The sequence below is a fragment of the Bacillus benzoevorans genome (assembly GCF_014207535.1).
Taxonomy (GTDB): domain Bacteria; phylum Bacillota; class Bacilli; order Bacillales; family Cytobacillaceae; genus Bacillus_BD; species Bacillus_BD benzoevorans.
Window position 1 is genome coordinate 37,592 of the sequence record NZ_JACHGK010000016.1, and the last position, 23,189, is coordinate 60,780.

Annotated in this window: 25 protein-coding genes and 2 pseudogenes; 13 read left to right on the forward strand and 14 right to left on the reverse strand. The window is 33.3% G+C overall.

From position 1 onward, the window contains the following. Positions 1 to 117: 117 nt before the first annotated feature. The 4 genes from HNR53_RS18035 to HNR53_RS18050 all read right to left on the reverse strand — a co-directional run bounded on the left by HNR53_RS18035 (position 118) and on the right by HNR53_RS18050 (position 3,075). Positions 118 to 1,875 (reverse strand): NUMOD1 domain-containing DNA-binding protein, encoded by a 1,758-nt coding sequence (locus HNR53_RS18035; RefSeq protein ID WP_184528581.1) that lies wholly within the window; start codon positions 1,873 to 1,875, stop codon positions 118 to 120. Between the two features lie 298 nt (positions 1,876 to 2,173). Beyond that, positions 2,174 to 2,494 (reverse strand): hypothetical protein, encoded by a 321-nt coding sequence (locus HNR53_RS18040; RefSeq protein ID WP_246439669.1) that lies wholly within the window; start codon positions 2,492 to 2,494, stop codon positions 2,174 to 2,176. 22 nt (positions 2,495 to 2,516) lie between these two features. After that, positions 2,517 to 2,726, reverse strand: coding sequence for a helix-turn-helix domain-containing protein (locus tag HNR53_RS18045; RefSeq protein WP_184528583.1), 210 nt, complete (start codon positions 2,724 to 2,726; stop codon positions 2,517 to 2,519). A 136-nt stretch (positions 2,727 to 2,862) separates the two neighbouring features. After that, positions 2,863 to 3,075, reverse strand: coding sequence for a helix-turn-helix transcriptional regulator (locus tag HNR53_RS18050; protein ID WP_184528585.1), 213 nt, complete (start codon positions 3,073 to 3,075; stop codon positions 2,863 to 2,865). Positions 3,076 to 3,682: 607 nt separating this feature from the next. Here HNR53_RS18050 and HNR53_RS18055 point away from each other — a divergent pair. The 5 genes from HNR53_RS18055 (at position 3,683) to HNR53_RS18075 (ending at position 9,354) form a co-directional block, all read left to right on the forward strand. Then, entirely contained in the window at positions 3,683 to 5,539 is a 1,857-nt protein-coding gene (locus HNR53_RS18055) for a YfjI family protein (RefSeq protein WP_184528587.1), read from the forward strand. Continuing rightward, complete coding sequence (locus HNR53_RS18060; RefSeq protein ID WP_184528589.1) at positions 5,540 to 5,974, forward strand: hypothetical protein; 435 nt, start codon at positions 5,540 to 5,542, stop codon at positions 5,972 to 5,974. Positions 5,975 to 6,054: 80 nt separating this feature from the next. Further along, positions 6,055 to 7,284, forward strand: coding sequence for a DUF3987 domain-containing protein (locus HNR53_RS18065; RefSeq protein WP_184528591.1), 1,230 nt, complete (start codon positions 6,055 to 6,057; stop codon positions 7,282 to 7,284). Positions 7,285 to 7,490: 206 nt separating this feature from the next. Next, positions 7,491 to 7,982, forward strand: coding sequence for a hypothetical protein (locus tag HNR53_RS18070; protein ID WP_184528593.1), 492 nt, complete (start codon positions 7,491 to 7,493; stop codon positions 7,980 to 7,982). Positions 7,983 to 8,355: 373 nt separating this feature from the next. Continuing rightward, positions 8,356 to 9,354 carry a replication-relaxation family protein gene (locus tag HNR53_RS18075; protein WP_184528595.1) on the forward strand — a complete coding sequence of 333 codons (999 nt, stop codon included), beginning with the start codon at positions 8,356 to 8,358 and terminating at the stop codon, positions 9,352 to 9,354. A gap of 517 nt (positions 9,355 to 9,871) precedes the next feature. Here the strand turns inward: HNR53_RS18075 and HNR53_RS18080 are convergent. Beyond that, the gene (locus tag HNR53_RS18080) at positions 9,872 to 10,126 is read right to left on the reverse strand and encodes a hypothetical protein (RefSeq protein ID WP_184528678.1); all 255 of its coding nucleotides are present in this window, start codon (positions 10,124 to 10,126) and stop codon (positions 9,872 to 9,874) included. A gap of 294 nt (positions 10,127 to 10,420) precedes the next feature. Further along, entirely contained in the window at positions 10,421 to 10,846 is a 426-nt protein-coding gene (locus HNR53_RS18085; RefSeq protein ID WP_184528597.1) for a hypothetical protein, read from the reverse strand. Positions 10,847 to 11,276: 430 nt separating this feature from the next. Here HNR53_RS18085 and HNR53_RS18090 point away from each other — a divergent pair, with 430 nt between their 5' ends. The 8 genes from HNR53_RS18090 to HNR53_RS18125 all read left to right on the forward strand — a co-directional run bounded on the left by HNR53_RS18090 (position 11,277) and on the right by HNR53_RS18125 (position 14,078). Continuing rightward, positions 11,277 to 11,750, forward strand: a complete 474-nt coding sequence (locus HNR53_RS18090; protein ID WP_184528599.1) for a hypothetical protein — start codon at positions 11,277 to 11,279, stop codon at positions 11,748 to 11,750. Between the two features lie 113 nt (positions 11,751 to 11,863). Next, complete coding sequence (locus tag HNR53_RS18095) at positions 11,864 to 12,064, forward strand: hypothetical protein (RefSeq protein ID WP_184528601.1); 201 nt, start codon at positions 11,864 to 11,866, stop codon at positions 12,062 to 12,064. Then, entirely contained in the window at positions 12,061 to 12,255 is a 195-nt protein-coding gene (locus HNR53_RS18100) for a hypothetical protein (RefSeq protein WP_184528603.1), read from the forward strand. The genes HNR53_RS18095 and HNR53_RS18100 overlap by 4 nt, the downstream gene beginning before the upstream one ends. 70 nt (positions 12,256 to 12,325) lie before the next feature. Then, complete coding sequence (locus HNR53_RS18105; RefSeq protein ID WP_184528605.1) at positions 12,326 to 12,535, forward strand: hypothetical protein; 210 nt, start codon at positions 12,326 to 12,328, stop codon at positions 12,533 to 12,535. Positions 12,536 to 12,563: 28 nt separating this feature from the next. Then, positions 12,564 to 12,704, forward strand: coding sequence for a hypothetical protein (locus tag HNR53_RS18110; RefSeq protein ID WP_184528608.1), 141 nt, complete (start codon positions 12,564 to 12,566; stop codon positions 12,702 to 12,704). A 307-nt stretch (positions 12,705 to 13,011) separates the two neighbouring features. Further along, positions 13,012 to 13,149, forward strand: a complete 138-nt coding sequence (locus tag HNR53_RS18115) for a hypothetical protein (RefSeq protein ID WP_184528610.1) — start codon at positions 13,012 to 13,014, stop codon at positions 13,147 to 13,149. Between the two features lie 25 nt (positions 13,150 to 13,174). Further along, positions 13,175 to 13,450 carry a hypothetical protein gene (locus HNR53_RS18120; RefSeq protein ID WP_184528612.1) on the forward strand — a complete coding sequence of 92 codons (276 nt, stop codon included), beginning with the start codon at positions 13,175 to 13,177 and terminating at the stop codon, positions 13,448 to 13,450. A gap of 328 nt (positions 13,451 to 13,778) precedes the next feature. After that, a complete protein-coding gene (locus tag HNR53_RS18125; protein WP_184528614.1) occupies positions 13,779 to 14,078 on the forward strand; it encodes a nucleotidyltransferase family protein in 300 nt (99 codons plus the stop codon). 335 nt (positions 14,079 to 14,413) lie between these two features. Here the strand turns inward: HNR53_RS18125 and HNR53_RS18130 are convergent, their stop codons facing one another. The 8 genes and pseudogenes from HNR53_RS18130 to HNR53_RS23720 all read right to left on the reverse strand — a co-directional run. Further along, positions 14,414 to 14,983, reverse strand: coding sequence for a TIR domain-containing protein (locus HNR53_RS18130; protein WP_184528616.1), 570 nt, complete (start codon positions 14,981 to 14,983; stop codon positions 14,414 to 14,416). Then, complete coding sequence (locus tag HNR53_RS18135; protein ID WP_184528618.1) at positions 14,973 to 15,809, reverse strand: macro domain-containing protein; 837 nt, start codon at positions 15,807 to 15,809, stop codon at positions 14,973 to 14,975. Before HNR53_RS18135 ends, HNR53_RS18130 begins: the two co-directional genes overlap by 11 nt. Positions 15,810 to 16,261: 452 nt before the next feature. After that, complete coding sequence (locus HNR53_RS18140) at positions 16,262 to 17,137, reverse strand: hypothetical protein (RefSeq protein WP_184528620.1); 876 nt, start codon at positions 17,135 to 17,137, stop codon at positions 16,262 to 16,264. Positions 17,138 to 17,166: 29 nt separating this feature from the next. Continuing rightward, positions 17,167 to 18,387, reverse strand: coding sequence for a hypothetical protein (locus HNR53_RS18145; protein ID WP_184528623.1), 1,221 nt, complete (start codon positions 18,385 to 18,387; stop codon positions 17,167 to 17,169). Positions 18,388 to 19,013: 626 nt separating this feature from the next. Further along, the gene (locus tag HNR53_RS18150) at positions 19,014 to 19,232 is read right to left on the reverse strand and encodes a DUF7695 domain-containing protein (RefSeq protein WP_184528625.1); all 219 of its coding nucleotides are present in this window, start codon (positions 19,230 to 19,232) and stop codon (positions 19,014 to 19,016) included. Positions 19,233 to 19,744: 512 nt separating this feature from the next. After that, positions 19,745 to 19,912 (reverse strand): hypothetical protein, encoded by a 168-nt coding sequence (locus HNR53_RS18155; RefSeq protein ID WP_184528627.1) that lies wholly within the window; start codon positions 19,910 to 19,912, stop codon positions 19,745 to 19,747. A 1,521-nt stretch (positions 19,913 to 21,433) separates the two neighbouring features. Further along, a pseudogene (locus tag HNR53_RS23715) lies at positions 21,434 to 22,070 on the reverse strand (C-terminal helicase domain-containing protein); the annotation flags it as partial. Positions 22,071 to 22,097: 27 nt separating this feature from the next. After that, positions 22,098 to 23,162 (reverse strand): annotated as a pseudogene (locus tag HNR53_RS23720) (DEAD/DEAH box helicase); the annotation flags it as partial. Between the last annotated feature and the right edge of the window lie 27 nt (positions 23,163 to 23,189).

A 23,189-nucleotide genomic window follows, 5' to 3' on the forward strand; every position in this document is an offset into this window, starting at 1 on the left:
TTAAAAGAAGCCCGCATTTGAGCTTCTTTTTCCTTGCTAAATAGCTTTTTAAGGGGGGCTTAATCCGATAACAGTATTTACCACTAGATAACTCAAGAGGGTTTAATTTGGCTTAATTCAGGCATAGTAAAACTTGATCTTTTTATAATGTGGTATCTCATTCCTAAGAGCTGTACAAATATTACGATAGCTTGATATATTAAGTTCCCTAGCTGCCTCAACAGATGAAGAAAAAGTACCCAATATATTCCCATCGAGATCAGTCGCAATAATTTTACCCTTATTCTTACCTTTCTTTACCTTACTTTTTCGTATTATTTGTTCAATTCTAGCTGTTGAAAGAGACCCATATAATTCTGATATATGTTTTTGTATTTTAATTACTTTTAAGCCCCTTTTACTTAGTTCGATAATTAATTTATCTCGCTCATCCTTTATTTCTTTTCTCAAAATTTTTGTATCTTCATACTCATGACTTAAATCAATGTCTATATATGGTTTTAGAGTTTGATTATTTAGGATTCTTCCTATTTGCCTTCTACTCAGATCGACTTTTTTGGAAATTGCCTCATGTGATTCACCGCTTTTACGCAAATTAAAGACCTTTATGCAAAGGTTCGTATAATAATTTTGAGATTCCTTTAATAAAATCACGGGATCCTGAAGAATAGATTTAAATTCCCGTACCTTTCTAAGTAATAGTTCCTTATTAATCAGGAATTTTTCATTTTGATCAACCCATTGAAAAATGCTCAGTTTCTTAAAACCTTCTGAAGTGATTTTATTATATCCTTCTTCTCCCAATAAGAATACAACTTCTAAATCATAGTCTTGATATTTCTTTATCTCCTTGTACAATCTAGTATGGATACTTAGTTTAATTTCAATTACTTTTTTATCTATTTTACATACTATATCTAGTCGATTATTCTGATCTTTTTGCTGAAAATCAAAATAGTCGCTATGCTCTTTTATCATCCTTATTATACAATGCTCAACATAAATACCTAATATTCTTCTATCCTCAAGGTTATAATAGTCTTTTAGATCCTCACCACAGAAGGTTAAGAACTTATTAAAGGGCATTATATTTGTTATTGCAGCATAAAGATCTTGATATTTTTTTCTAATTACAGATGTAGTTAATGTTTCTTTTTCTTTGATTAGGCTAAAACATGCAATACATTGACTTTTAGTCCAGAAACCGTCCATTTTCACATTTGGTAACTTTTGTTGGAACCAGTATGATGCCAAAGTCTTTTCATTCACTTTATTTTCTAACCTAGAGACGAATAATAAAATCTCTTTTGAAATTCTGCTTTTGTGGTGAAGTGGTAAATATATTTGATTTTTCTTATTAGGTGGCTTCAAGACGTACCCAGTTTTATCCTTCGCTTTTATGGAATCAGCTTCAATTTTAAACATTCCTTCATCATAAGCCTTCTTTAGATTATTAAGGAAATCAATAAAATTTACTTCTTTAGTTGGCCTGCACTTGTCACAAACTTCGGGCTTCCCTTTAATCCTTTTATCATAATGCAGATAGTACTTGCATCTGAATATTTTATTACATGCATCACAAATACATAATATTTCAACTTTAGAGTTCGGAAGCAAGTCACTCGGACTTACTAAAAACTCATCATTAGCTTTGGTAAACGTGTACCCTTTTTCTATATAATAGCTATTATATTCTTTTCTTCCAATCCACTTTGTTGGATACAGTTTTGGAAAAGTGGATTGATTACTCGTAAGGTGTTGTTTTGCCACTTCAAAATAATCACCTAAATCTGTAAACCTATATCCAATAGATTCAAAGTGTTCTTTATTAGATTCAGTCCAATTCATTAATCCATGATCCGTAACTAATGCCATAGTATACCACCGTCAAAATTGATTTTTCTATATTATTGGCGTGAATGGTCATTTTAATACATTGAACTAGAGGATGAGTATGTTTTTAATTTTATTAATAAGAAAAGCCCCATAGATCCTTCTCCATGAGACTTTCCTCTAATTTAATTTATGGTGGTTCTCAATGTTTTATCATTGTTAAAACATTACCCCCAAAACTTCAATCTGTTCCTCTTCTGTTTTTGGACCTATCTCATGATAAATCATATATTTTTCAAATACCTTTTGACCTTCTGTAAATAACATAATAATCCCCATCCTACATTCCTTTAAATCTAATTTTTAATGCTTCCATGACCAATTGTTTATTGGTTAAATCGAGATAATCGATATCATTTAAATCCACCTTCACCTCGCCGTTGAACAAATGAATGGCAAGCCGCAACATAAACTGTTCACTTTTTGACCACGGTTTCGATACCTTTAATAACTGCTTCACATGAATAAAACCATGATTCAAATCGAAATATTTAGCTGTTAAATAGTTTTGTAGTTTGCTATGGTTTTGAAATAAATTCAATACGGATGCCCATTCTGCATTAACATTGGCCATATGAGCCACATCTTCTTTGGATATCATTTTCTTCTTTTCACTCCTTCATCTATTCAATAATAAATAAACCGTTGAATTCCATTTGGAGTTTTTCGGTTATCTTCTTTGCAACATCCGGAGATGGATGTTTCTTCAGATTAATAATTTGATTAAGATATGCTTCACTCGTGCTGATTTCCTTTGAAAACTGACGCTGTGAGTAACCCTTCTCCATCAAAATGATTCTAAATTGAACTGGATCCTTTAACGATATTTTCATTTATGTCGCCTTTCTTTTAAAAAGTAGATGCTTTGTTTTAACTCTTGATTACATATTATTACCGGATACCTCTCTCAACAAATGGGAGTTTGAGAGGCTTAACTTAAACTCTCATTTGACAAATTTCTTGAATGTGCTATTTAGTAATTTTAAATACATCATGAAAATTAAGCTTTAATACAGAGACAATTTTCTTCGCAACCGAGGGACTAGGATTCTTCTTGTCATTCATTATTTGATTTAGATAATTCTCACTCATCCCTAAGCTTTTTGAAAAAGCCCGCTGAGAATAACCTTTTTCAATTAAGGCCATCCGCAGCTTCTCCTTATTCTTTAGTACAATCTTCATTTAGAATGGACACCTCCTACAAATAGAAAAGGGATAACCGCCAATAGATTCGTAGCTTTAAACTACTCGTCTTTGAATTGGGGTTATCCCTTTTTAAGAACTATATTTTGTTTTGTATGATCTTTTGTATGAATACTATAACAGGGGTTGTTTCAGATTTTAATAGTTTCAAACATATTTTTTAAAAAGACTTTTATTTATTTTAACTGTTGCTATAAGAATGTATTCTTTTTTCTTTTCTTATTATATCCACTGCATTCTTATATTTTAAGAGATAAAAGCAAACGATTATTTTTTGAAAGTTATCTATTGCCAAATGTATAATTTTATATTACTATAACGATAACTTAATAAACGAGATAAGGGAAAAACCCAATCGATAGACGCCTATACAATAATATAGGTCCTATTCGGTTGGGTTTTTTTGTCGTCTATTAAGGAAAAATGCGAAAGTAGTGATGTGGTATGTAGCATACAAAAAAAGATTTAGGGGCATTAGGGTACTCGCTTAGATTTATCTACCCCTGACCCAAAGCCTTGCTAATAAAGGGATGCTGATCCATTAGGGGAATTAAGGTACAAAATAACATTAGAAGGAGCAATCACGATGCAAGATAATCAAAATCAATTATTGCATACAACTAAAGCACCCGGACTAGATGGAAAACGGAGAAAAACAAGTGGTGGTGCTGGTGAACACCTAGCCAACGAACTTATTGAAACATTAAACAAAGATCCTGATATTTTAGCTTATGAACAGGCTAAATGGGAAGAACCAGTCACATTTGATAAATATCCTGTTCCTCCCTTTCCAGTAAACATTTTTAATGAACCGATGAGAAGTATGGTAAAACATGTTGCTGAATCTATCCAGACACCGATTGACTTACCAGCAGTAGTTGGACTAGGCGTTTTATCAACTGCACTTCAAAAAAAATTTAACACCTCCCCAAATTCAAGTTGGTGTGAGAAATCAAACCTTTATTCCGTCTCTTTATCGGATCCATCAACTCGAAAATCGGCTGCTTTTTCGAAAATGACAAAACCAGTTCGTCAACATGAAAAAGAACAACAAGAAAAAATGGAACTTTCCGTTATAAATCGAAAAGCAGAACGTTCAGCGTTAGAAAAACGAAAGGATGCATTGGAACGTGAGTATGCTAAGGATCAAAATCCTGAGTTTCTGGAGGATATTAAAAAAATTAACAAACACTTACAGGAAATTCCTGAGTTATATCTACCGACCTTATCAACAGACGATGCTACGCCAGAAGCTTTAGTTTCTTTAATGCATCAGAATGGTGGAGAAATTTCAATTTTATCAGCTGAAGGCGGATTATTTGAGCGGTTCAGAAATAGAAATATTGATCAAATAAAATATGACGTGTATTTAAAGCCATATAGTGGAGATTCAATACAAATAAATCGTCAAACAAGAGACACACAGATTATAGAAAACCCAACTATGACGATTTGTATAACAGCCCAACCAAGTGTTATTAAAGAACTTCCAAGCCCCGTACATGAGCGAGGATTAATGGCAAGATTTTTTATTTCCATTCCAAATGACAATCTAGGCCATCGAAAATCCAGAGTGCCAGAAATCCCTAAAGATCTTATTCATAAATATGAATCTTTTATTCGAAAACTACTAAATTGGAAAACAGATGAAACGATTACCTTAAAACTATCTGATGATGCTCTCAATCTTTTATATGACACAATGGATGAAGTAGAGGCTGAATTTCGAGAAAACGGAGCATTTCATGACGATTTAAAAGCATGGGCCGGAAAGTTAATTGGTCAATTACTCCGGGTTGCAGGATTACTTCACGTATCTTATCAAGCAACGAAAGCTAAAAACATTACAGAGGTTGATACAACTATTAGCAAGGACACATTAGCTTCAGCCTTCCAGTTAAAAGAGTATATGATTTCACATGCTGAAAAAGCCTTTGGTGTTATGAAGCAAAACCAAGACTATGATGACGCAGAGTATCTATTAAAACATATTCTTAATCAGAATAGCCCTATTGTCGCAAAACAAACGATTCATCAAATTGTGAAGAAAAAAATAAGGGGAATAGAACGAATGCAACGATCATACGACATTCTTGAATATCATTCTTATATCCAGCAAGCGTTAGGTGGTAAGTCAGGCATTAAAGGTTTAATTTGGGTAAACCCAAGCGTACTTAAAGGTGCAAAAGGTGCAAAAAAGTCCCATAATTCCCCTAATCAAGATGAAATCGTTGAGAACACTGTAATAGAAGAAGGGGAAAAAGAAACCCTAGTGTCCCCTAACGCCCCTAATAAAACTATAGATGTGGAAATAAGCGAACAAAAAGAAGAGAAACAGGAGTCTCCTACAACCCCCGTTTCTCCGAAAAAACCTGAAAAAAATAAATTAATTGAAGCTAATTATACAACATCCCAGAGCGATTATAAAGTGGTGAAAGTATAAGTGAATCTTACAAGTTTTCTACATTTCTTAGACGATCACCATATCGATATTTGGGTCAGTGAAGATGATTTACTCGTTGGAATGGAGGAAGGCAATGCCCTCCCAGACAGCGCTCATGATTATATCCATGCCCATAGACAGCAAATCAGAAAGCGATTATTAAATAACATCTTTGCCCAAAGCCGGCAATGGAATGTTGCGAATTTCGGTGAGGTTTATTGTTACCATTACAGTTCCACAGGATACGTCTTTATTGAACGGAATGAAGATGAAACCGTTGATGTGTACCGTTGCAAGTTCGATATGCATCAGCAAGCTACAAATATAAAAGGGCTGCACGAAAATATCCCTTTTGCAAAGGCCTATCAAAAGGCAAAATCCTTTTTAAAGTGGTTTTACTCTGAGAACCCCCACATAAAGAAAGGTAAATACTAAAGTCTGCATGATAGGGAGGTCCTCTCCCTATCATGCTAAATAGTTAACAAAAATTAAAAATAGAAAGGTACGATTAATAAATGAACAAGTTAAATACTGAAAACTATAATTATAAAAATAACAACTCATTAGATACGGTTTCTCTACCTCCTTTTCCAACAGGAGTATTTCCTAAACCAATACAAGATATGATTATTTATCAAGCTGAAGCAAATCAAACCAATCATGATATTCCCGGAATGCTGACATTAGCTATTTGTTCAATTTGTCTTAAAACAAACTTTGAAGTAAAGGTTAAGGAAGGTTGGAAAGAACCACTGAACCTTTATACGGCTATTCAAAGTGAATCCTTCCCGCGTCGAAGTTCTTTCTTTAGTGATATGTTAGAGCCAATCGCAGACTATGAAAAAGAATGGATAGACAAAATAAGACCTCTTATTAAAGAACGAGATATGTTGGAAAGCAAGATTTCATTTTATAATAACCAATATGCTAAGAATGGAAATCTTGAACATTTGAAGAAGGCCAAAAGATTAGATGAGCAAATACGCGATTTATCAGGGATCCACCCACCAGTATTAATGGTAGATTCCGTTACACCAGAAGCCCTTGTTCATATTATGTATAAAAATAATGGTCAGCTATCAATTATATCGGACAATGGAGATCTATTTGATTTCTTGAAAAATGAAAAATATATGAGGATATTTTTAAAGGCCTACAATCAGGACCCTATTTATTTTAACCATCGGTTGTCGAAAGTCCAAACCCAAATCAATAACCCAAATATGAGTATATGTTTATCAACACTTACTAGCAAGATTCATGACCTTACTACTCTGCCATTCGGAGACCGGTTAATTTCATGCTTTCTTATTAGCTACCCAGAAGAAAAACTTGCAAAACGACAATGTTGGATTCCTGAAGATCTTTTGAATTGCTCTGAATGTTACTACCCTTTCATTCAGAAATTGCTAAATTGGCAGACAGAAAAGCCCATTCAATTAGAAATGGCTAAAGATGCGATTGAACTTTTATATCAATTAATGAATGAAGTAGAAAAAGTGTTCTTCGAAGGTAGTGTTTTTCAAAAGGAATTGAAGTCATGGGGTGGAAAAATTGTTAGCCAATTACTTCGTATCGCTGGGCTATTACACGTTACTTCTCATGCAGTAACAGCAAAATTAATTAAAGACGTACCAATTACGATTAGCAAGGACACATTGGCAGCAGCAATACGGTTTAAAGACTACTTCATTGCACATAAACAAAAAGTATACGATGAGATTAATAAATATCAAACAGAATGATGGCATCTTATAAAAAAACATTATTCATAATATTTATTGCCAACTCAAAGGGGTACGGGCGATACGAAACCGTACTCTTCCTCTTCAATTGGATTTAACAGAATGGTACTTATCCCCAAAAAACTGGGCTTAAAAAGAACTTTATTAAGATGGGAAACCGTCCTTCAATTTGTAAATAACACGTAACAATATCGGGAGGTATATGAATGTTCCAATTAAATAGTCAAAACGAATTATCAAAAACTCATTATTGCCGGGCATGTCCATTTCAACATCAAAACATTATGATTGAAGATCATTACTATCGTAAAATCCTCAAACTAACCAAACAGGACTTTTTAGATGGTGGCGGCATTCACATCCACGCCTACTTTAAAGAATACGATCAGTTGCTGTTCAATTACATCATGGACAACCTTCACCAGTTTCACGAGCAGGATGATTATGGTTCTTGCGGAGAGATGGAACAAAATATTTTTTTATGGGATGTAACGAATGATCCTGTCATCCCTTATCTCGTGGGGCTTACACCTAAGATATTTAAACCTTATTTTGATAGTCTGCATGGTCCGATTAATTCTATCATCATCGAATTAAAATGTGATTATTATTTTTATACTGAAGAAATTGTTTGGGGAATGATGATGCTACAAATAATCCCTGAAGAAACCATCTGGACGAACGAGTGCAATTACTAATCATTCAGCATATTATTCTCGCAAATAAATAATATGGTAAATCAATATGAAACTAAATAGTATAACCTTTTAAATGGGGCGTGTATTTTTTAATACTTGTCCCATTTATGTTTGGAAGGACTAGAAATATCAACATTTGACAGTAAACTATTTAAAAGAACACTTCTTTTTCACTTCTAACTACTCAAATAATGTAGTTCGAAAACAAAAAATAGATCTTCAAACCCTATTATTCAGGGAAAGTGTATTATTCATAGGACTCATCTCTATGTAATCCACTTTTTATATAGCCGACACTAATAGTGAAAAATGAAATCTAAAAAGTGTTCTTTTAAACAAATATCATTCACCCATGAGGAAAGGAGAAAAACAAATGCAAGATAAAATCATCTTAAAGAAAAATGCAAGACAACGGTTGGAACTGACTAAATCCGATTTACAGTTATTAGTATTTTTGGAACAGCAACGAATGTTAACGCTGCAACAATTCTATCAAGCTGCTAAACACTTATTTGAAATGAAAATCACTGAATATAGCTTTAAGAATCGAGTTCGGAAATTTGAGGACTATCATCTGATTCGTGGCGAACATTATAGTGAAGGGTTTGACGGAGAGCGGTTCAAATCCTTGTGTATTGGAAGCAAGGCTGTTGATTTGCTGATAGAGAACCATTTATTGGATAGCACATACAACAAATCAAAAATCTATAAATTTAATCAAAAGAAGAATATAATGCACTATTTAGCAACCCAACAAGCAGTGATCAATATATTAACTCGCTTCAATGCTAAAGCAATAAAAGATCCAAATACTAATGAAATGAAATACCCAGTTATATACAATAAAACATCATTCTCCCGTTCTCCAGCAATGTATCCATATACGGAGTGGATAAGGAAACACAAAAACCTACATCGACAAAACAGCGGTGCATACCATGCAAAGATTGCAAAGCATATGACAGGAAGTAAGTCTAGTGCTGAGATATATGGTACGACAATAACCATCGTAAAACCAGATTGGATTATCGAATTAAAAGGAAGAAACGGGCAGAAAGATGCAATTATAAATATCGAGCTTGATATGGGAACGGAATCCATTGAAACATTGATAGAAAAAACTTTCAATTATGCAAAGCTTGCAGAAAAGAACCCAGATGTTCTTCATATTATGGACATCGTTATTGCCGATAATAGTTTCTCAAACCGCTCTAAATTTAGTGATGGAATTGGGAGAACAAAAAATATCGTTAAACAATTTAAGACTGATTCAGCGGTTATAAGAAGGATAAGAGAATCCAGTTTAAAAATTATCGTTCGACCTTTAAGACTTAACGTTAAAGCGGTATGCGAAGCACTACGTAAATACTGATTAATACTATTAACACACAGTCATTCATTTTGAATGGCTCGTATACATACAAGCTACAAAGAAATAGATAAGATTACATCATTTGTAACCATTAATAGATACCATGACAAAACGTTGTAATATCAATTCATTCCTCATCCTACCTTTCTTATTTTTCTCTTCTATTTAACTATTCGTTGCGAGCAATAGTAACCATTAAACAGAGTAATACACTAATTCGTTCATTATTCACTTCAAAAATAGATCTGTCATAGGTTTGGTAACGATTAATAGATACCATAACGAACATTAATAAATCAGCTTTTCTTTGACTTATTTTCCTGAACTACCATCCGTATCTACTATTCGTTACTATTAATCGTTACCATAAACTACTTTGACAAGCAATGAAGAATGAAATAGATGGTTGAATGATATTATTCAATTAAGTAATTACCAATAAATATGCACAAAAAAAAATAACTCCTGTCAGAATCCAACAGAAGTCATTTTTTTCATATTTTTTTACCCTTCATTGCTACCACTTTTTAATACTACACATTGTACCTGCACTCTTTGGAAGTACCAATCGTTGTTTTTCATCAAATATCAACTGTTCCTTTACTTGAAAAATGTAAAATGCCTCACCCTCTGTCATAGCTTCCTTCTCAACTTTATACCGAACTTCAAAGATTGCCTTCGCTTCGCCCAGCGACATTGCATCAATCACTGCAAATTGTTCATCTTTCTCCTTCGTTCTTTTTACAACATAATACGTTAGCATTTGATTCATTTGGTTCCCTCCATATGGATTTTTTATATAAAAAAACATCGGCAAGAATACAACGATTGTTTCGTCATACATCTTACCGATGATTTTTATCCGATTCCTCGACCAAAAAGGTCATTCTATTAAATTAGTTTGTAAAAGAAAAAGTAAATAAAACCTATCATATACTATTATTCTATCGTACACTTTACCCCTTTTTAACCCCTGTTATCAAATAGAATAAGTCCACTCGACTTATTCTATTACTTATTGATGCAATTTGGATGGACTTTTCACCAATGTCCATACTTTGACATTCTAATCTAAATCTTGCTGTTCTAACATCTTTCGTAAATTTTGCTTTGTGTCATTAGGAATGATCTCTAAGAATCTACGCAAACCGGTGGCATGTAAACCGAGCAAAAGCATATTTTCAGCTCCTTCTAGTTTCCCCCTTTTAACATACATCTCAGGTAGTAAGCATTGTGAAGGCAATCCGCTCGTAATGCATTGCGGTTCGGTTGATATCTCTAAATTTTTGGCACACAGCCATTTTTCATAGTTCTTTCTAAGTTGACGAACTTGTTGCGGATCTAATTTAACCTTTTCCGCAATTGTTTCATCGTCATAATTAGTTGTCTCCAAATAAATTCTTGCAACTTCTTCTCTGACTTCTTGCTCCGCTTCTTTTTGTAATTGCTCTTTAATTTTAGTTCTAAATTCCTCCAAATAATCTTGTCCCATTAAGCCTTACCTCCATTTAACATTATGATTAATAAGGATTACGGGGCAGTTGGTTACCGGTTACCCTTCCCAATTGATAAGTTTAGCAGAGATTTCAATACTCTCCAAAGAACCTTCATAGATATTTACAAATTACTCCGATAACCTGCAATCAATGTATCCTTCCCCTGTATCCTTATGTGATTAAACCCACTACTGTCCACTTTAGCTTTCTTATTCATTTTAAAACAAAAGGAATCGCCAATAGAATTGGTTTTTTTATGTCTTTAAACAAGCCATTCATGACTGCAAACTGACTTTTCAAGGATTTAGGGTATATATTTCACACATTAATACTTATAATAGCTTTTGATAAATAAATAAAAGCGCTGTGAAAATACGAAGGAACAATTGGGTTTACTATCATTCATTAGTAAAGTGAGGGAAATAAATGGGTACGTATTACGCTCTTGGTATCGTGAAAAAATTTACAGCAAAATCAACTCAATCACTCAGTCAAACTGATTGGAAGAAGCACTTGAATGAAAGGCTTAATATGGAGCAGTACTCCATAAATTTCAGGGATAATGCAGTAATAGGAGAATTGAAAAAGGAAGTATTTGAGAAAAATATTGAAGACTTTTACCACAAGCTTGTCAAAATAACCAATAACGAGCAAATTGCCATTGACTTTGAAGATTCAGGTACTGATATGGAGAAATATCAAGATTGGGTTACAGTAATGACAGTAAAAGAGCATAGCCCTAATATTAGCTTACGGGCTGAATTTGCGATACTTTTTATTGAAGGAAAAGTTATAGCTGAGGAATTTAGCATCGAACCACAATTAATGAATTGGCTGTTTAGACATGTTGACCTCTCTAATCCGCTTAGTGGATGTATTATGGCGGATATAGTGGGATAGTATTCTTTAATTTTGAATTGGCTTACGAAAAGAAACAAGATTTAGTGACATAAGACAATGATCATTAAATAAATTGTCCAAAGAAGTTAGACAACAAATTACAAGGAGAAAAAATGAGGAAATTAAAAGATAGTAAAGAGTACTGTCCTTACTGCAAAGCTGATTTACAAGGAGATCCTATTCCTTTAGAAATGCAACGCCATTATGGCAATGCAACACACTTTACTAGAAAAATCGGGATTTCCAGTATGGAGCAAGACCGTATAATCAAATGGCAATGTCCTGACTGTGGGAAGGAATGGGAGCGGGAGTGAAAAGATACGTTGTGATTGGTTTTGATATTAGAGAACATATCGTCATAGGTAAAGTATTTGAAGATATTGAAGAAGCAAATGAATATCTTCAATATTTAAATAACGAAATGATTGGAAAAGTTATAGAAGAAGAACATCGCCTCCTAGAATATGCAGAGATGCACGAGATGGATTATGTTCCTTTAAAATAACAGCCAATGACGAATATATGAAAGGAAATCTTTACTATGAAAACTAGAAAAAGAAGGTGAAGAAGATAGAATGGATTTCCACAAACTGATGCTTTTTGTCAATATCCTCGGCATCTGCCTGCCAGTGGCATTAACCTATTTAGTTATCGCTAGTAAGGTCACTGGACAACAAATCTATCCATTTACCATTGCTGGACTAGCTTTTGGCTATGCAGTCATGATTAAACGAAATTTGTTGTTTCAGGAGCTATGGAATAAATGGTTCAAGAAGAATAGGTAACCCTTAGAACAAGTTGGGAGACTGCTCTATGGACACTCAAGCAAAGTGGTATTTCGAAGATTTGAATAATCTAACAAAAAAACAAGCAGATGTTATTGAACAATTACATCGTTTAATGATAGAAAAAGAAAAGCACACTATCCCATTAATACCAACCAACCGTTCGTAAATTAATTAAACACGGTTTAAGTCGGGATGAAATTGTAGAAATAATAAATATTCTATCAAACGAATTGGACCGTTTCATTTCTGAAAATAAACGATGTCAACTACCCTATATTTATTTAAAAGATGAAGAATCATAGGAATTTGATCAGCTACTTGGAAATATTCATCAATCAAAAGATATACAGGAGCTAATTGATGCGGACAGTGAAAAGGATCGTATCAAGTTCATCAAAAGTATCTTAATTCTATACCAACAGGAGGCTGATTATATTCCCACTGAAAACAACGAAGACCACAGGGCTAAGATTATGAAACACTTAGAAAGGGCAGCAAAAAATGAACAAGCAAAATCCTCCTATGCTGCATTAGTTCGTATTTTTGGAAATGAATTGAAAAGACAGCGAGAAGAAGTGCTAATTAAGAAATCAAATGACAAAGAAGATTGATTTTTCCGGGAAGGAGGTTGCTAGAATGAATGAAAATATACAAAATGAGGTAATCGAGCGTTTTAAAGCTCGTCATTTTCTATTTAATACTATGCATATCCAAGAGCTGAATCTGGCATTTAAACCAAATAACACTCTGGATATTGTCATTAAAATGGGACATGGACACAATACTGATAAAGATAGAGATGCATTGGCTGTCTTTTTTGCAGCAACTCTTGGATTGCAGTTTGACTTTACCTTTTACATTATTGAAATCGATACATATGAGGAAAAAAATAAATTAGTAAGAATAGAGTAAAATCATTAATAATAACAAAAATTACTTTTCACCAATTCAAAACTTTAACAGACTACTTTCATCTAGTTGTAACAGCAATACATATATTGTTCATCATATTCCAATTGCGTCATAATATTGCACATTCAATGATATTAAAATCGATGTAGTAACAGAAAAAACGATACCATTAGCCCAAAAAAGAACAAGTAAACGTATGACGGACTAATTGGACATTATCATGCCTGAAATAACGATTAGGACCTACCCTTTTATTTCTGGAGAATATATAAAAAGAGTAATGCCACAATGAAAACAAATATCCAATATTGAAAATGGTGGTGATGGTATGTTATCGCAACAAGAAATCCTAGATGTATTATCAAAAAACCTAAATACATGGAGAGAAAAATATGGTGTTAAGCGAATTGGATTATTCGGTTCGTACAGCCGCGAAGAGCAAACTGAATGCAGCGACATTGATGTGCTAGTTGAATTTAACAGTTCGGACCTATCTTTTAATAATTATATGGACTTAAAATTTGAACTTGAGGATCGTTTTCAGAAGCCAGTAGATTTTGTCATATTAGATGATATCAAATCTGCTTTAAAACAAAGTATTTTAAGAAGTACAAAATTTACAGAATAAGCCGAGAGTTTACTAGAAGGTATTTAATTAGCGACAGTTTTGTGAAGAAAATAATCAAAATAGAGTACACATTCATTAACACTTTGATATCATTATATTTACTTAAATCTGTCTGGATAATATGTTTAACCTCGTAATTCTTTATTTTTAATGATACCTGTCTATAATGAACAATAAATAATTTGTGATTGGGTTATTATACGCCTGTAGCTTTTCTTATTCAATTAGAAGTATTAGACACTTCTCTCTACAGGAAGAGTTGAGAAGGAAGCACGAGACCATCCCTGCGCTTCCAGACTTTTGACATAATACCAAGATGACCTTGTATTGTTTTATTAGCAAGAATAAAAATATTGATCAGCAGTACACTTTGAATTAATCATAAAGTCTTTATTGTTCAGCGCTTTTCTTATCAGTTCCTTTTTATTCGGTATATGTAGCGTTGGGACACTGTTCATAGAATCCCGAAAAGCAGGCAATTTATCCCACAAATTCTTTATCTGTTGTTTAAAGGTTTTCGAACTGCAATTTATAATATCACTCTTATCACTATACTCTGGATAAACCACGATAACCGGTAGCCCTAATGTACCAATTCCATAGTTTATTTCTTCCCTTAATGCTTTGCTATTTTTAGTTATTGAACTTAAAAACAAAATAATATTCTTTGAATTATTAAGCCTATCATGTAAACGGGGTTTCAAGGTCTTTTCCCAATCACTTCCATCCCTTACATTATAGTTTTTATTATGTGAGTCAATGAACGGAAAAGTGCTATCGTTAGATTTCCAAGCTTTTAATAGATTGTAAGATACAAAATCCTTCGTGGCTGATGCGCCCAAATTACTTTCATTAAAAGGTTCACTTACATAAAACGCTGCGTAATTACCATTCCTATAAGCCATTCTCTACACTCCTTAATTTATAAAAATTAATTTTATCCTTTATAGATTCGTGTATTACTATTGAAACATGAGAAGGATAGGTAAACTTGATTCTACTTACTTTAAATGACCATATTAATAATTCTAGCAATTCTTGCTCAGATACCATATTATACTCTTTAAATCTTGTCATTCCTGAACCTAACAGTGGTATTGACACTGTACGTCCTCCATATACAATATCTACTTCATTCCAAAAGTTAATTAAGAAATTAATATAATCATTCATATATAAATAGGCTCTATCGTTATCGTCAAACTTGGTAAAAGCAGTGAGCAAGTAGTTGCCATGTTGAAAAATTGTTCCGAGCTTATACTGCTTCTTTTTGCCAACTTCTCTATCTTCATTAATAGAAGTAATTTTTTCATTTAACTTTTTATCCGTATCAATTAAATAATCAAGTTCTTGCACGGCATCTACTTGTTGTTTAATATATATACCGTTAAGAGTTCTTTCTGAAATGATCTTATTATCAACACACGTGTCAAAATACTCATTGAAAGAGATTACTTTTAATTCTTCCTCTTCAAAAATATCTCCTATCTTAACACGTACGGTTGAATTATTGATATTTAATGTCACGTGGTTAGTAAGATTAGCTCGAATCCACATAATAAAGTAAATAATAAGTAAAAACAGAAAGACTACTATTCCCGTGATAGGCTTATATTTATTAGGAATATTAATCGCAATTAAGACAAAAGACATTAAAATACTTATTACTGATAAGACTGAAAAATAATTTTTCAATAAATTTTTATCAAAAAAGTTCACCTTTATTTTCATTTATATATCTCCAATTTAATTAATCATAATAATCATATCATAAATTTCCAAGTAATTTTAATAAATAGGGTAATTCAAATGATGATTATGGAATAGTTTCTTTCCTTTTTTTATAAAAAAGAAAAGCCCTGCAGATTACCTTTCAGGACCTTTCATCAAGGCTAGGCTACACTATCCCTTTCAAAACAGTATTCAATAATCTCGCCTGATCGATTAATAAAACAGAAGTTATTTCTTTTCTTTATCTGTCTATAAAACTTTATATAAAAATGCGAGTTCAGCTTCTTCTATACCAAGTGGTAATTTCCCGTTTTCTCCCCTACAGGAACACAGTTCGTTTTTAGTTGAGATCGTTGCTTCAACTTTTCGGAAAAATATTGAAGAAGAATCCCTGATAGTATTAGCCCCTGCTACCATTACGGCGGCAGGGGCTGTTTTTGTTATCTTACTCGCTACCTTTTTTTGTTATTAGTCGGAATATCTGTCAACGATTCTCTAAATCTTTTATCATCAATAGGCATGTATTGTTCGTTTATGATTAGCTCACTGCCCAATATTTCTGATAAAGCAATTGATTCCCACTCTTCCAATAAAGCAGGATTTTTCTCTAATATCATGTTAATGTTTCCGATAACATTGGGGTCACTTAGTCTCTCGACCATTGCTTTTCCTTCAATAAATTGGCCTGATGGATTTGCAGTATCTACGATATTTGCATGTAATATTTTCCATACCTTTCTTGCTCGAATAACAGAAAGCATGAATATATCAAGAAGTTCCTTTTGTGCTTCTTCGCTTGTCATATTAATAGTGTACTGTTCGTAAGCATTATCAAATTCAACTGTTGCCGAAGCTGACATCGTCTTACTTGATGTTGCATTCTCAGAACTTCGAGTTTTGCTTTGTTCATCTAATATCTGCTGTGCTTTTGTTTTTCTTGTATTGATACTGACAGTTTTTTTGTTCTTATTCTTATTCTTTTTCTTTCTATTCTGCAACCATTGATCAAAACTTGTAATAGCTTTATCTGTCAGATATTCAGTCAGATATTCAGCTGTCTTAATTGCCAATGTTTCCGAAACATCAATAATAAACTGGCCAACCGGCGAGATATCCTTATACCTTTTAGGATCTCCACCTCTATCGTTAGTTCTAGTCAATTGAGTTTTGTCATCTATGATTTCAAGGTCATAGGCTACACCAGAATATGTACCATCACTTCGACGATAACCGCCTGCACCCAACTTATCACTGGTTATATCATTTCCTTTTTTATCTTTCTTTGGAACCTTACCAATGACTACATCATAATCCTTGTTTTCATCCACTTTCCATTACTCCTTACCACTTTTCTACTCTAATTCCATTCAATTTCGGAACTCATCTCCGCTTCATAATAAGAACGTGCCTCATTTTCATATTCTGCTACGGCATCCAGCATTGAATCACAGCGATCTAAAAAGTTAAGCAATGAACGCATATATTCATATGCATTCTTTAAATCTAGCTTTTTATCATTAATCCTGTATTCCAAACTATAAGAGGTTGGATATCTAAAGTTGTCCCCATTTTTATCTATATCATTTATTGCGAACAACTTCTGCTCAACGACATCTATTAATTCTGTATCCTGTCCTTGTTCATCAGCATAGTATTGTATTACTGGTTTTACATTTTTCCAAAGGTCCTTCTTTATGAGATGACTCTTCCTTTTTGAAAGGAAAACATGTTGTGGTACACCATTCTTGACCATGCTATAAAAAAGTCTCTTTAAACATAATTCTATTGCATTTCGCAGCATGAATATCAAGGGATATGTCTTTTCTTCTTTGGATAATTTATCGGTCTGGAAAATGAAGTCAGCAACTGCAATATAGCCTGTTACCTTTACATGAAAACCATCATCAGACAATCGTTGCCAAAAATAACAGTTCCCAATTCCATGAGATGCCATTATAAAGAATTGCGGTTTGAGCTTGTCATCAAACTCATCTATTGTATCAATAGCACCACACTCAATGCACTTTTTTATCAGTGCAAAAGCCTGCAGCATATTATTTGCCACATCAACATTATCAATAAACTTACCTCTATATTGAGAAAGAAAATCGTCCTCGAAAGGAAAACGAAACATATCTGACTTCGCATCCACCAATTCCAGCGATGTTAAATATGATACGATCCATTGCTTTTCTTCATCAGTTAAGTAATTCTCTGCATTGCTCTCAACGTACTTGCCCCATAGCATCGGCAAGTCATGGCAGCATTTTTCAAAAACATCCTGCATATCTCTTTTCTTGGTGTTGACCCTGCACAACAGAGCTTTTATTCCAAGTTCCATACTTTGTCTAAGCATAAATATGCCCGGTAGAAACCACATATCTGATTTTACATTATCATGCCCACTTTCAATAACATTCTTGAATATATGAAAACCACAATTATAGAATTTATATGACAGCTCTTTATAATCCAAAAAAGGATTTAAAGACCACTTTATTTCAACTTGATATTCTGTATCTTCTATTTTCCAAAAATCCATACCAGCTGAAGGCCATAGCCATTTTCCTAAATCCATGCTTACCTCCTTAACAACCATCTTGCCGCTGAAAATCTTGACAACCAATTGGCTCACACAACCTGACCGATTTTGGGTTCAAAGTTTCCGTGGAACTGTTTCCGTGAACAGAAAAACAAAGGCAGACTGGCACTTTTTTCCAATCCTATCCTGCCTGAAAATCCCTTTAATTCAAGGTCCTTTCATAATCTTATTTACCCGCTTTTGACATCAATACTATCGTCTCAACATGCGTTGAGTATATGTGACAACATAAGGAGTTAACAGATGTACTAGACTACTCATTATATGGTTTTTATGGGCCGTATGCCGTTACTTATAATCGTAACTATTAATGGTATCTATTATTAGTTACGAAACAATTTTCACTCGTAAAAGTAAAATAATTTTGTAGTGAATTATACTAATAGAGACGAATAGTGGTATCTATTAATTTTATTGCCCCCACTAAGCCTGCCCAACTTTTTGGCTGAAGTAAATATCAATAAAGACGATTAAGAGTCTCTGATAATAGTAACTAATGTTGGTCTCTATCAGTTTTTTTTCCCATAATCAGCACAATCACACGAAGCAACTAATTGCAATGCTTGTGCAACATTATTAAGTATGATTTTAGCAGTAACTTTTTAGTCCTCTTCATAAATCGAGTAACTAAAATCAATAAATTCATCTATGTCTAATTTTTCTTCGGTTTGTTTTATTCCCCAGCCAAAACGTTGGTAATCAGTTCCTCCATCAATGAAAATGCTGCCACAGGAACACAACCTAAAATCATGTTCATGTTTCGATTCAATAACCTCATCACACTTTTTACAACGTATTTTATTTACAAGAATTCTTCGCATAAAATCACCTACTGTGTCATGGCTATTAAAAAGGTTAATTTTTCCAATTTACCACAATCTCTATAAATTTCAATATATCTACGTCGATCAAACATTTAAAGAAATAATAGTATTAATAGCTATCTCCGGTATTAATAGCTAATCTCTGTTGGTTAAGTTCATACAGTTTATGTTCTCTGTAGCTTATAAAAACCTTTTGTTATCTTCCCAGAAATCATAACAAACTCCCTATTTTTACACACAGTTTCATATGTTTAATTGGGTATGTTTAGGTATACCCAATTAAGTGTATGAACGACTTCATATATCTGAAGGGATACAACCATTGATATTACTGCATTTTCCGCTATCAATCAGGACCCTTTTTCGCCGACTAATATATCTCAGGAAGTCCAATGTTACCCCAAAAAAGTGCAGATAATTCCGGGGTAACCTAGAGGATCATTTGCTGTTATTTCAAGAAAGATTTTATCTCATACCACATGCATCTCTACAAAGCATTAAATAATTATTTATTGATCATTTGATTCAAACTTTGCGAGTATTTCCAGTACCTCTTCTTGGGATATTTTTAAATCAGATGATATTTCATTAACTGACTTACCAGCCAGATGGAGCTTAATAACGTTTATTGCAGTATTTCGAGCCTTTATTAAACTTTGCTCAATGCCACTAATCATGAAATAATCCTCCTTCAATTACCACAAACTATTGGAAACAAAGAAGCTTTTTTATATCAAATGACTTTCTCCCTAACTAGATCCCAACGATTTGTTCCATTTTCACTTCTTCAACAATATAATGTTGATTTACCACATAAACATATACTGATCCATTTAATTCTTGGTAATCATTTAATTCCAATTGTTGTGAAAGCAACTCTAATGACGGTGTTAATAAAATAAATCGTGTATTACTATCTGCTTCTTCACTCGTGAAATCGACTAAACCAAATGCATTCTTAACACGGATGTTTAATCGCCCATTATGATATTCATACTCTTTTACAACTTGTATAAAATCTTTTGGAATAACACGTGCTGCACTTACAATTGGTTGTACATGCAGTTGTGTAATCGGCTTAATGGATTGTAACTGAATACTTCTTTCTCTTTCAATATTTTCAAGCCGATCTTTACTACGTTCCTCTATGTCTTCAATTTGAGTGTAGGTTTGGTTAATTAATGCGCTATTTTTATTATTTAAATTATCACTTAAATAATTAGTTAATCTTTCCTGTAGTGTTTGCATTTGTTCATCAAATGAACGACGTAAATAAGTACTCTTTCGGTTTAAATAATCATCTCGTTTCATTTGAACAGATTGAAGTATCTTTTTCGCTTGAAGAATAGATTCTTTTTTAAATGATTTATCTTCTGTACCTACTATATTGATTAATTCAAATTGCTTCTGGAATAATAAATACGGATCTACTTGAATGAATTCCCCAGTTTTCCTTTTAGCTAATAACATTAATTCTTGTTCTAACTCTCGACCTGTACCATCAACTACACTAATACGACTAATTTCTAATGTTAAAGGTTCACTAACAAATGTTTTTACTGTACAAATTGGTAAAGCCACTTGTTGCAGCTCTTGACTCGCTAATTCCATCGCTAATTTTTTTAATGGATGGTCATTCGGTAATATTGATAACTGTTCTGTTTGTTTATCTGGTCTTAATGTAAACCGTAATGATTCATCAGTTCTTAAAGAATATTTTCGCTTCTTAATTAGTTCACGAATATTTTTAGGGTAACGATCAATTCGAACTGTATTGCCATCATTTGAGATATTTACTTTAATACGTGTTTCTTCAAACTGTTTTACTACAAACTCACCATAGACTCGCGAAGGCATACTGCTAATTGAAATTTCTTGATATGCACGTCTTGCACCCGGTAAATCAAAACTGGAATCATCTAAGCGTTCTTGTTTTGCTAATTCTAGTAATCGTTCATGTTCTTCAGATAATGTTTTTTCCATTTGTGCAATTAGCTCATCTAAATTTTCACGGCCGCTAATCGCTTCCTCCATTAAGTGAGATAAATCGATATTGTTTTCTTCTAGTACTTCACCAATAAAATCATAGACCTGATCTTGTCCCAAATCCGTGCGCATTTGTTCCATCTTATCAAGTAGACGTATCAATACATCTCCTTCACGTGTATTCTTCGCAACAAGATTAAAGACGAATACTTCATTCTTTTGTCCAATACGATGAATACGTCCCATACGCTGTTCTAAACGATTTGGATTCCACGGAATATCATAGTTAATCATTTGATTACAGAATTGAAGGTTGATAGATTCTCCCCCGGCATCTGTAGCAAGCATAATTTGTACATCATTTCGGAATCGCTCCACTTGTTCACGACGTTGATCCATCGAAAAATTCCCAACGATTTTTGTGACTTCAGGGACATGCTGTAGGAGCTTTCGTTCAAGGTAATACAAAGTATCTTTTGATTCCGTAAAAATAAGAATCTTTTCTCCTTTGGATAACAATCCATCCTGACCAAATAACGTGTTTTCAAGCTCTAAATATTTTCGTTCAATATCTTGATATACGAGCATCTCTGTTTTACGAACTAATCCATCTAGAATCTCTATTTCTAACTTTAGTTCCTCTAAATCAATAACATCGGTTTCTCCTTCAACTAAAGTCTCTATTTCTTCCTGCTCTTCTGTTGAAAGTTCGTCGTATTCAAATGGCTCAATCGATTTATTGGCCGTTAACTCAGACTCTAATAATTCTTGTAACTTTTCTTTACGTCGTTTAAGGGATAAATAAATAGCATCTAATGACGAACTTAGGCGACGTTGTAAAATCATCATCGCAAATGCTACGTTTGGTTTATTATTTTGTTTTGCTTGATTAAAATGCTCGCGTGCATAAGAAGTTACTTCTTCATAAAGCTCACGTTCGCCATAACTTAAATCAAAGGTAATTGTCGTTGTTGTTCTTTTCGGGAATAACGGAGTACCATCAAAATTTTTCATTGTCTCCTTTAAACGACGAATAACAAACGGATTACTCTTTTCATATATAGAATCACCTGTATTTAAACGAGAAAAAATATCATGGTCCACCAAACTCATTAAATGCCGAAAATTTTCTTTATCTCCTTTATGCGGTGTTGCAGTTAGTAATAAGCAATGCTCTGTGTGACGAAGTAAACTCTCCCCAAGTTGGTAAATTTTCGTACGATTCACTTTACGTTTCTTGACGCCATGCGTATATGCAGCCATTTTATGTGCTTCATCGACGATTACTAAATCAAACTGAGCTTTTAAAATAAAGGCTTTAATTTCTTCACGTGAAGCCCAATAAATTGATGCAATTACTTTATCATGTGATTCAAATGGATTCACTTCACTTGAGCTATTTAATAAACTTCGATTTATTATCGTAAACTCTTCTCCAAATTTATCTTTTAGCTCTTCCTGCCATTGCTTTAATACTAGAGGGGGAACTAAAATTAATATACGCTCTGCAGCTTGTCTGGCAATTAACTCACGAATTAACATTCCGGACATAATTGTTTTCCCTGCTCCGGGATCATCCGCTAATAAATATCGTACTTGAGGTGACTGTAACATGCGGCTATACACAGCTTCTATTTGGTGTGGTAGTGGGATAATCTTTTTGTTTCCTCGCGCACGTGACTTCGAAAATTTATCCTCTGTCTTTAAAATGTAATATTGTAAATAGTGTTGCAGTCTTTCAGAATTAAAGGAACTTTCCTCTTCTTTAATGTTCTCTAATTGACCTAGCTGCACCCTATCTAAATACTGTTCATAGTATTTATTAGTTTTACGCCCAATTGATTCAACTAAAAACAAATCATCATCAATTTCTTCAAAATGCTTTATTTCAACAATTTCCGGCCAGAAAGAGCCTTTAATAATCTCTCCTACTTTTAACATTTCAGCATCCCCCTCAAATAATTACGA

What these genes read in the sequence shown, in the direction of transcription:
- HNR53_RS18055 (WP_184528587.1), top strand. Translation starts at nt 3,683, where the DNA reads ATGCAAGATAATCAAAATCAATTATTGCATACAACTAAAGCACCCGGA.
- HNR53_RS18145 (WP_184528623.1), bottom strand. Translation starts at nt 18,387, where the DNA reads ATGGATTTAGGAAAATGGCTATGGCCTTCAGCTGGTATGGATTTTTGG.
- HNR53_RS18065 (WP_184528591.1), top strand. Translation starts at nt 6,055, where the DNA reads ATGAACAAGTTAAATACTGAAAACTATAATTATAAAAATAACAACTCA.
- HNR53_RS18090 (WP_184528599.1), top strand. Translation starts at nt 11,277, where the DNA reads ATGGGTACGTATTACGCTCTTGGTATCGTGAAAAAATTTACAGCAAAA.
- HNR53_RS18125 (WP_184528614.1), top strand. Translation starts at nt 13,779, where the DNA reads ATGTTATCGCAACAAGAAATCCTAGATGTATTATCAAAAAACCTAAAT.
- HNR53_RS18120 (WP_184528612.1), top strand. Translation starts at nt 13,175, where the DNA reads ATGAATGAAAATATACAAAATGAGGTAATCGAGCGTTTTAAAGCTCGT.
- HNR53_RS18085 (WP_184528597.1), bottom strand. Translation starts at nt 10,846, where the DNA reads ATGGGACAAGATTATTTGGAGGAATTTAGAACTAAAATTAAAGAGCAA.
- HNR53_RS18130 (WP_184528616.1), bottom strand. Translation starts at nt 14,983, where the DNA reads ATGGCTTATAGGAATGGTAATTACGCAGCGTTTTATGTAAGTGAACCT.
- HNR53_RS18035 (WP_184528581.1), bottom strand. Translation starts at nt 1,875, where the DNA reads ATGGCATTAGTTACGGATCATGGATTAATGAATTGGACTGAATCTAAT.
- HNR53_RS18105 (WP_184528605.1), top strand. Translation starts at nt 12,326, where the DNA reads ATGGATTTCCACAAACTGATGCTTTTTGTCAATATCCTCGGCATCTGC.
- HNR53_RS18110 (WP_184528608.1), top strand. Translation starts at nt 12,564, where the DNA reads ATGGACACTCAAGCAAAGTGGTATTTCGAAGATTTGAATAATCTAACA.
- HNR53_RS18075 (WP_184528595.1), top strand. Translation starts at nt 8,356, where the DNA reads ATGCAAGATAAAATCATCTTAAAGAAAAATGCAAGACAACGGTTGGAA.
- HNR53_RS18155 (WP_184528627.1), bottom strand. Translation starts at nt 19,912, where the DNA reads ATGATTAGTGGCATTGAGCAAAGTTTAATAAAGGCTCGAAATACTGCA.
- HNR53_RS18080 (WP_184528678.1), bottom strand. Translation starts at nt 10,126, where the DNA reads ATGAATCAAATGCTAACGTATTATGTTGTAAAAAGAACGAAGGAGAAA.
- HNR53_RS18070 (WP_184528593.1), top strand. Translation starts at nt 7,491, where the DNA reads ATGTTCCAATTAAATAGTCAAAACGAATTATCAAAAACTCATTATTGC.
- HNR53_RS18040 (WP_246439669.1), bottom strand. Translation starts at nt 2,494, where the DNA reads ATGATATCCAAAGAAGATGTGGCTCATATGGCCAATGTTAATGCAGAA.
- HNR53_RS18150 (WP_184528625.1), bottom strand. Translation starts at nt 19,232, where the DNA reads ATGCGAAGAATTCTTGTAAATAAAATACGTTGTAAAAAGTGTGATGAG.
- HNR53_RS18115 (WP_184528610.1), top strand. Translation starts at nt 13,012, where the DNA reads ATGAAACACTTAGAAAGGGCAGCAAAAAATGAACAAGCAAAATCCTCC.
- HNR53_RS18050 (WP_184528585.1), bottom strand. Translation starts at nt 3,075, where the DNA reads ATGAAGATTGTACTAAAGAATAAGGAGAAGCTGCGGATGGCCTTAATT.
- HNR53_RS18045 (WP_184528583.1), bottom strand. Translation starts at nt 2,726, where the DNA reads ATGAAAATATCGTTAAAGGATCCAGTTCAATTTAGAATCATTTTGATG.
- HNR53_RS18135 (WP_184528618.1), bottom strand. Translation starts at nt 15,809, where the DNA reads ATGAAAATAAAGGTGAACTTTTTTGATAAAAATTTATTGAAAAATTAT.
- HNR53_RS18095 (WP_184528601.1), top strand. Translation starts at nt 11,864, where the DNA reads ATGAGGAAATTAAAAGATAGTAAAGAGTACTGTCCTTACTGCAAAGCT.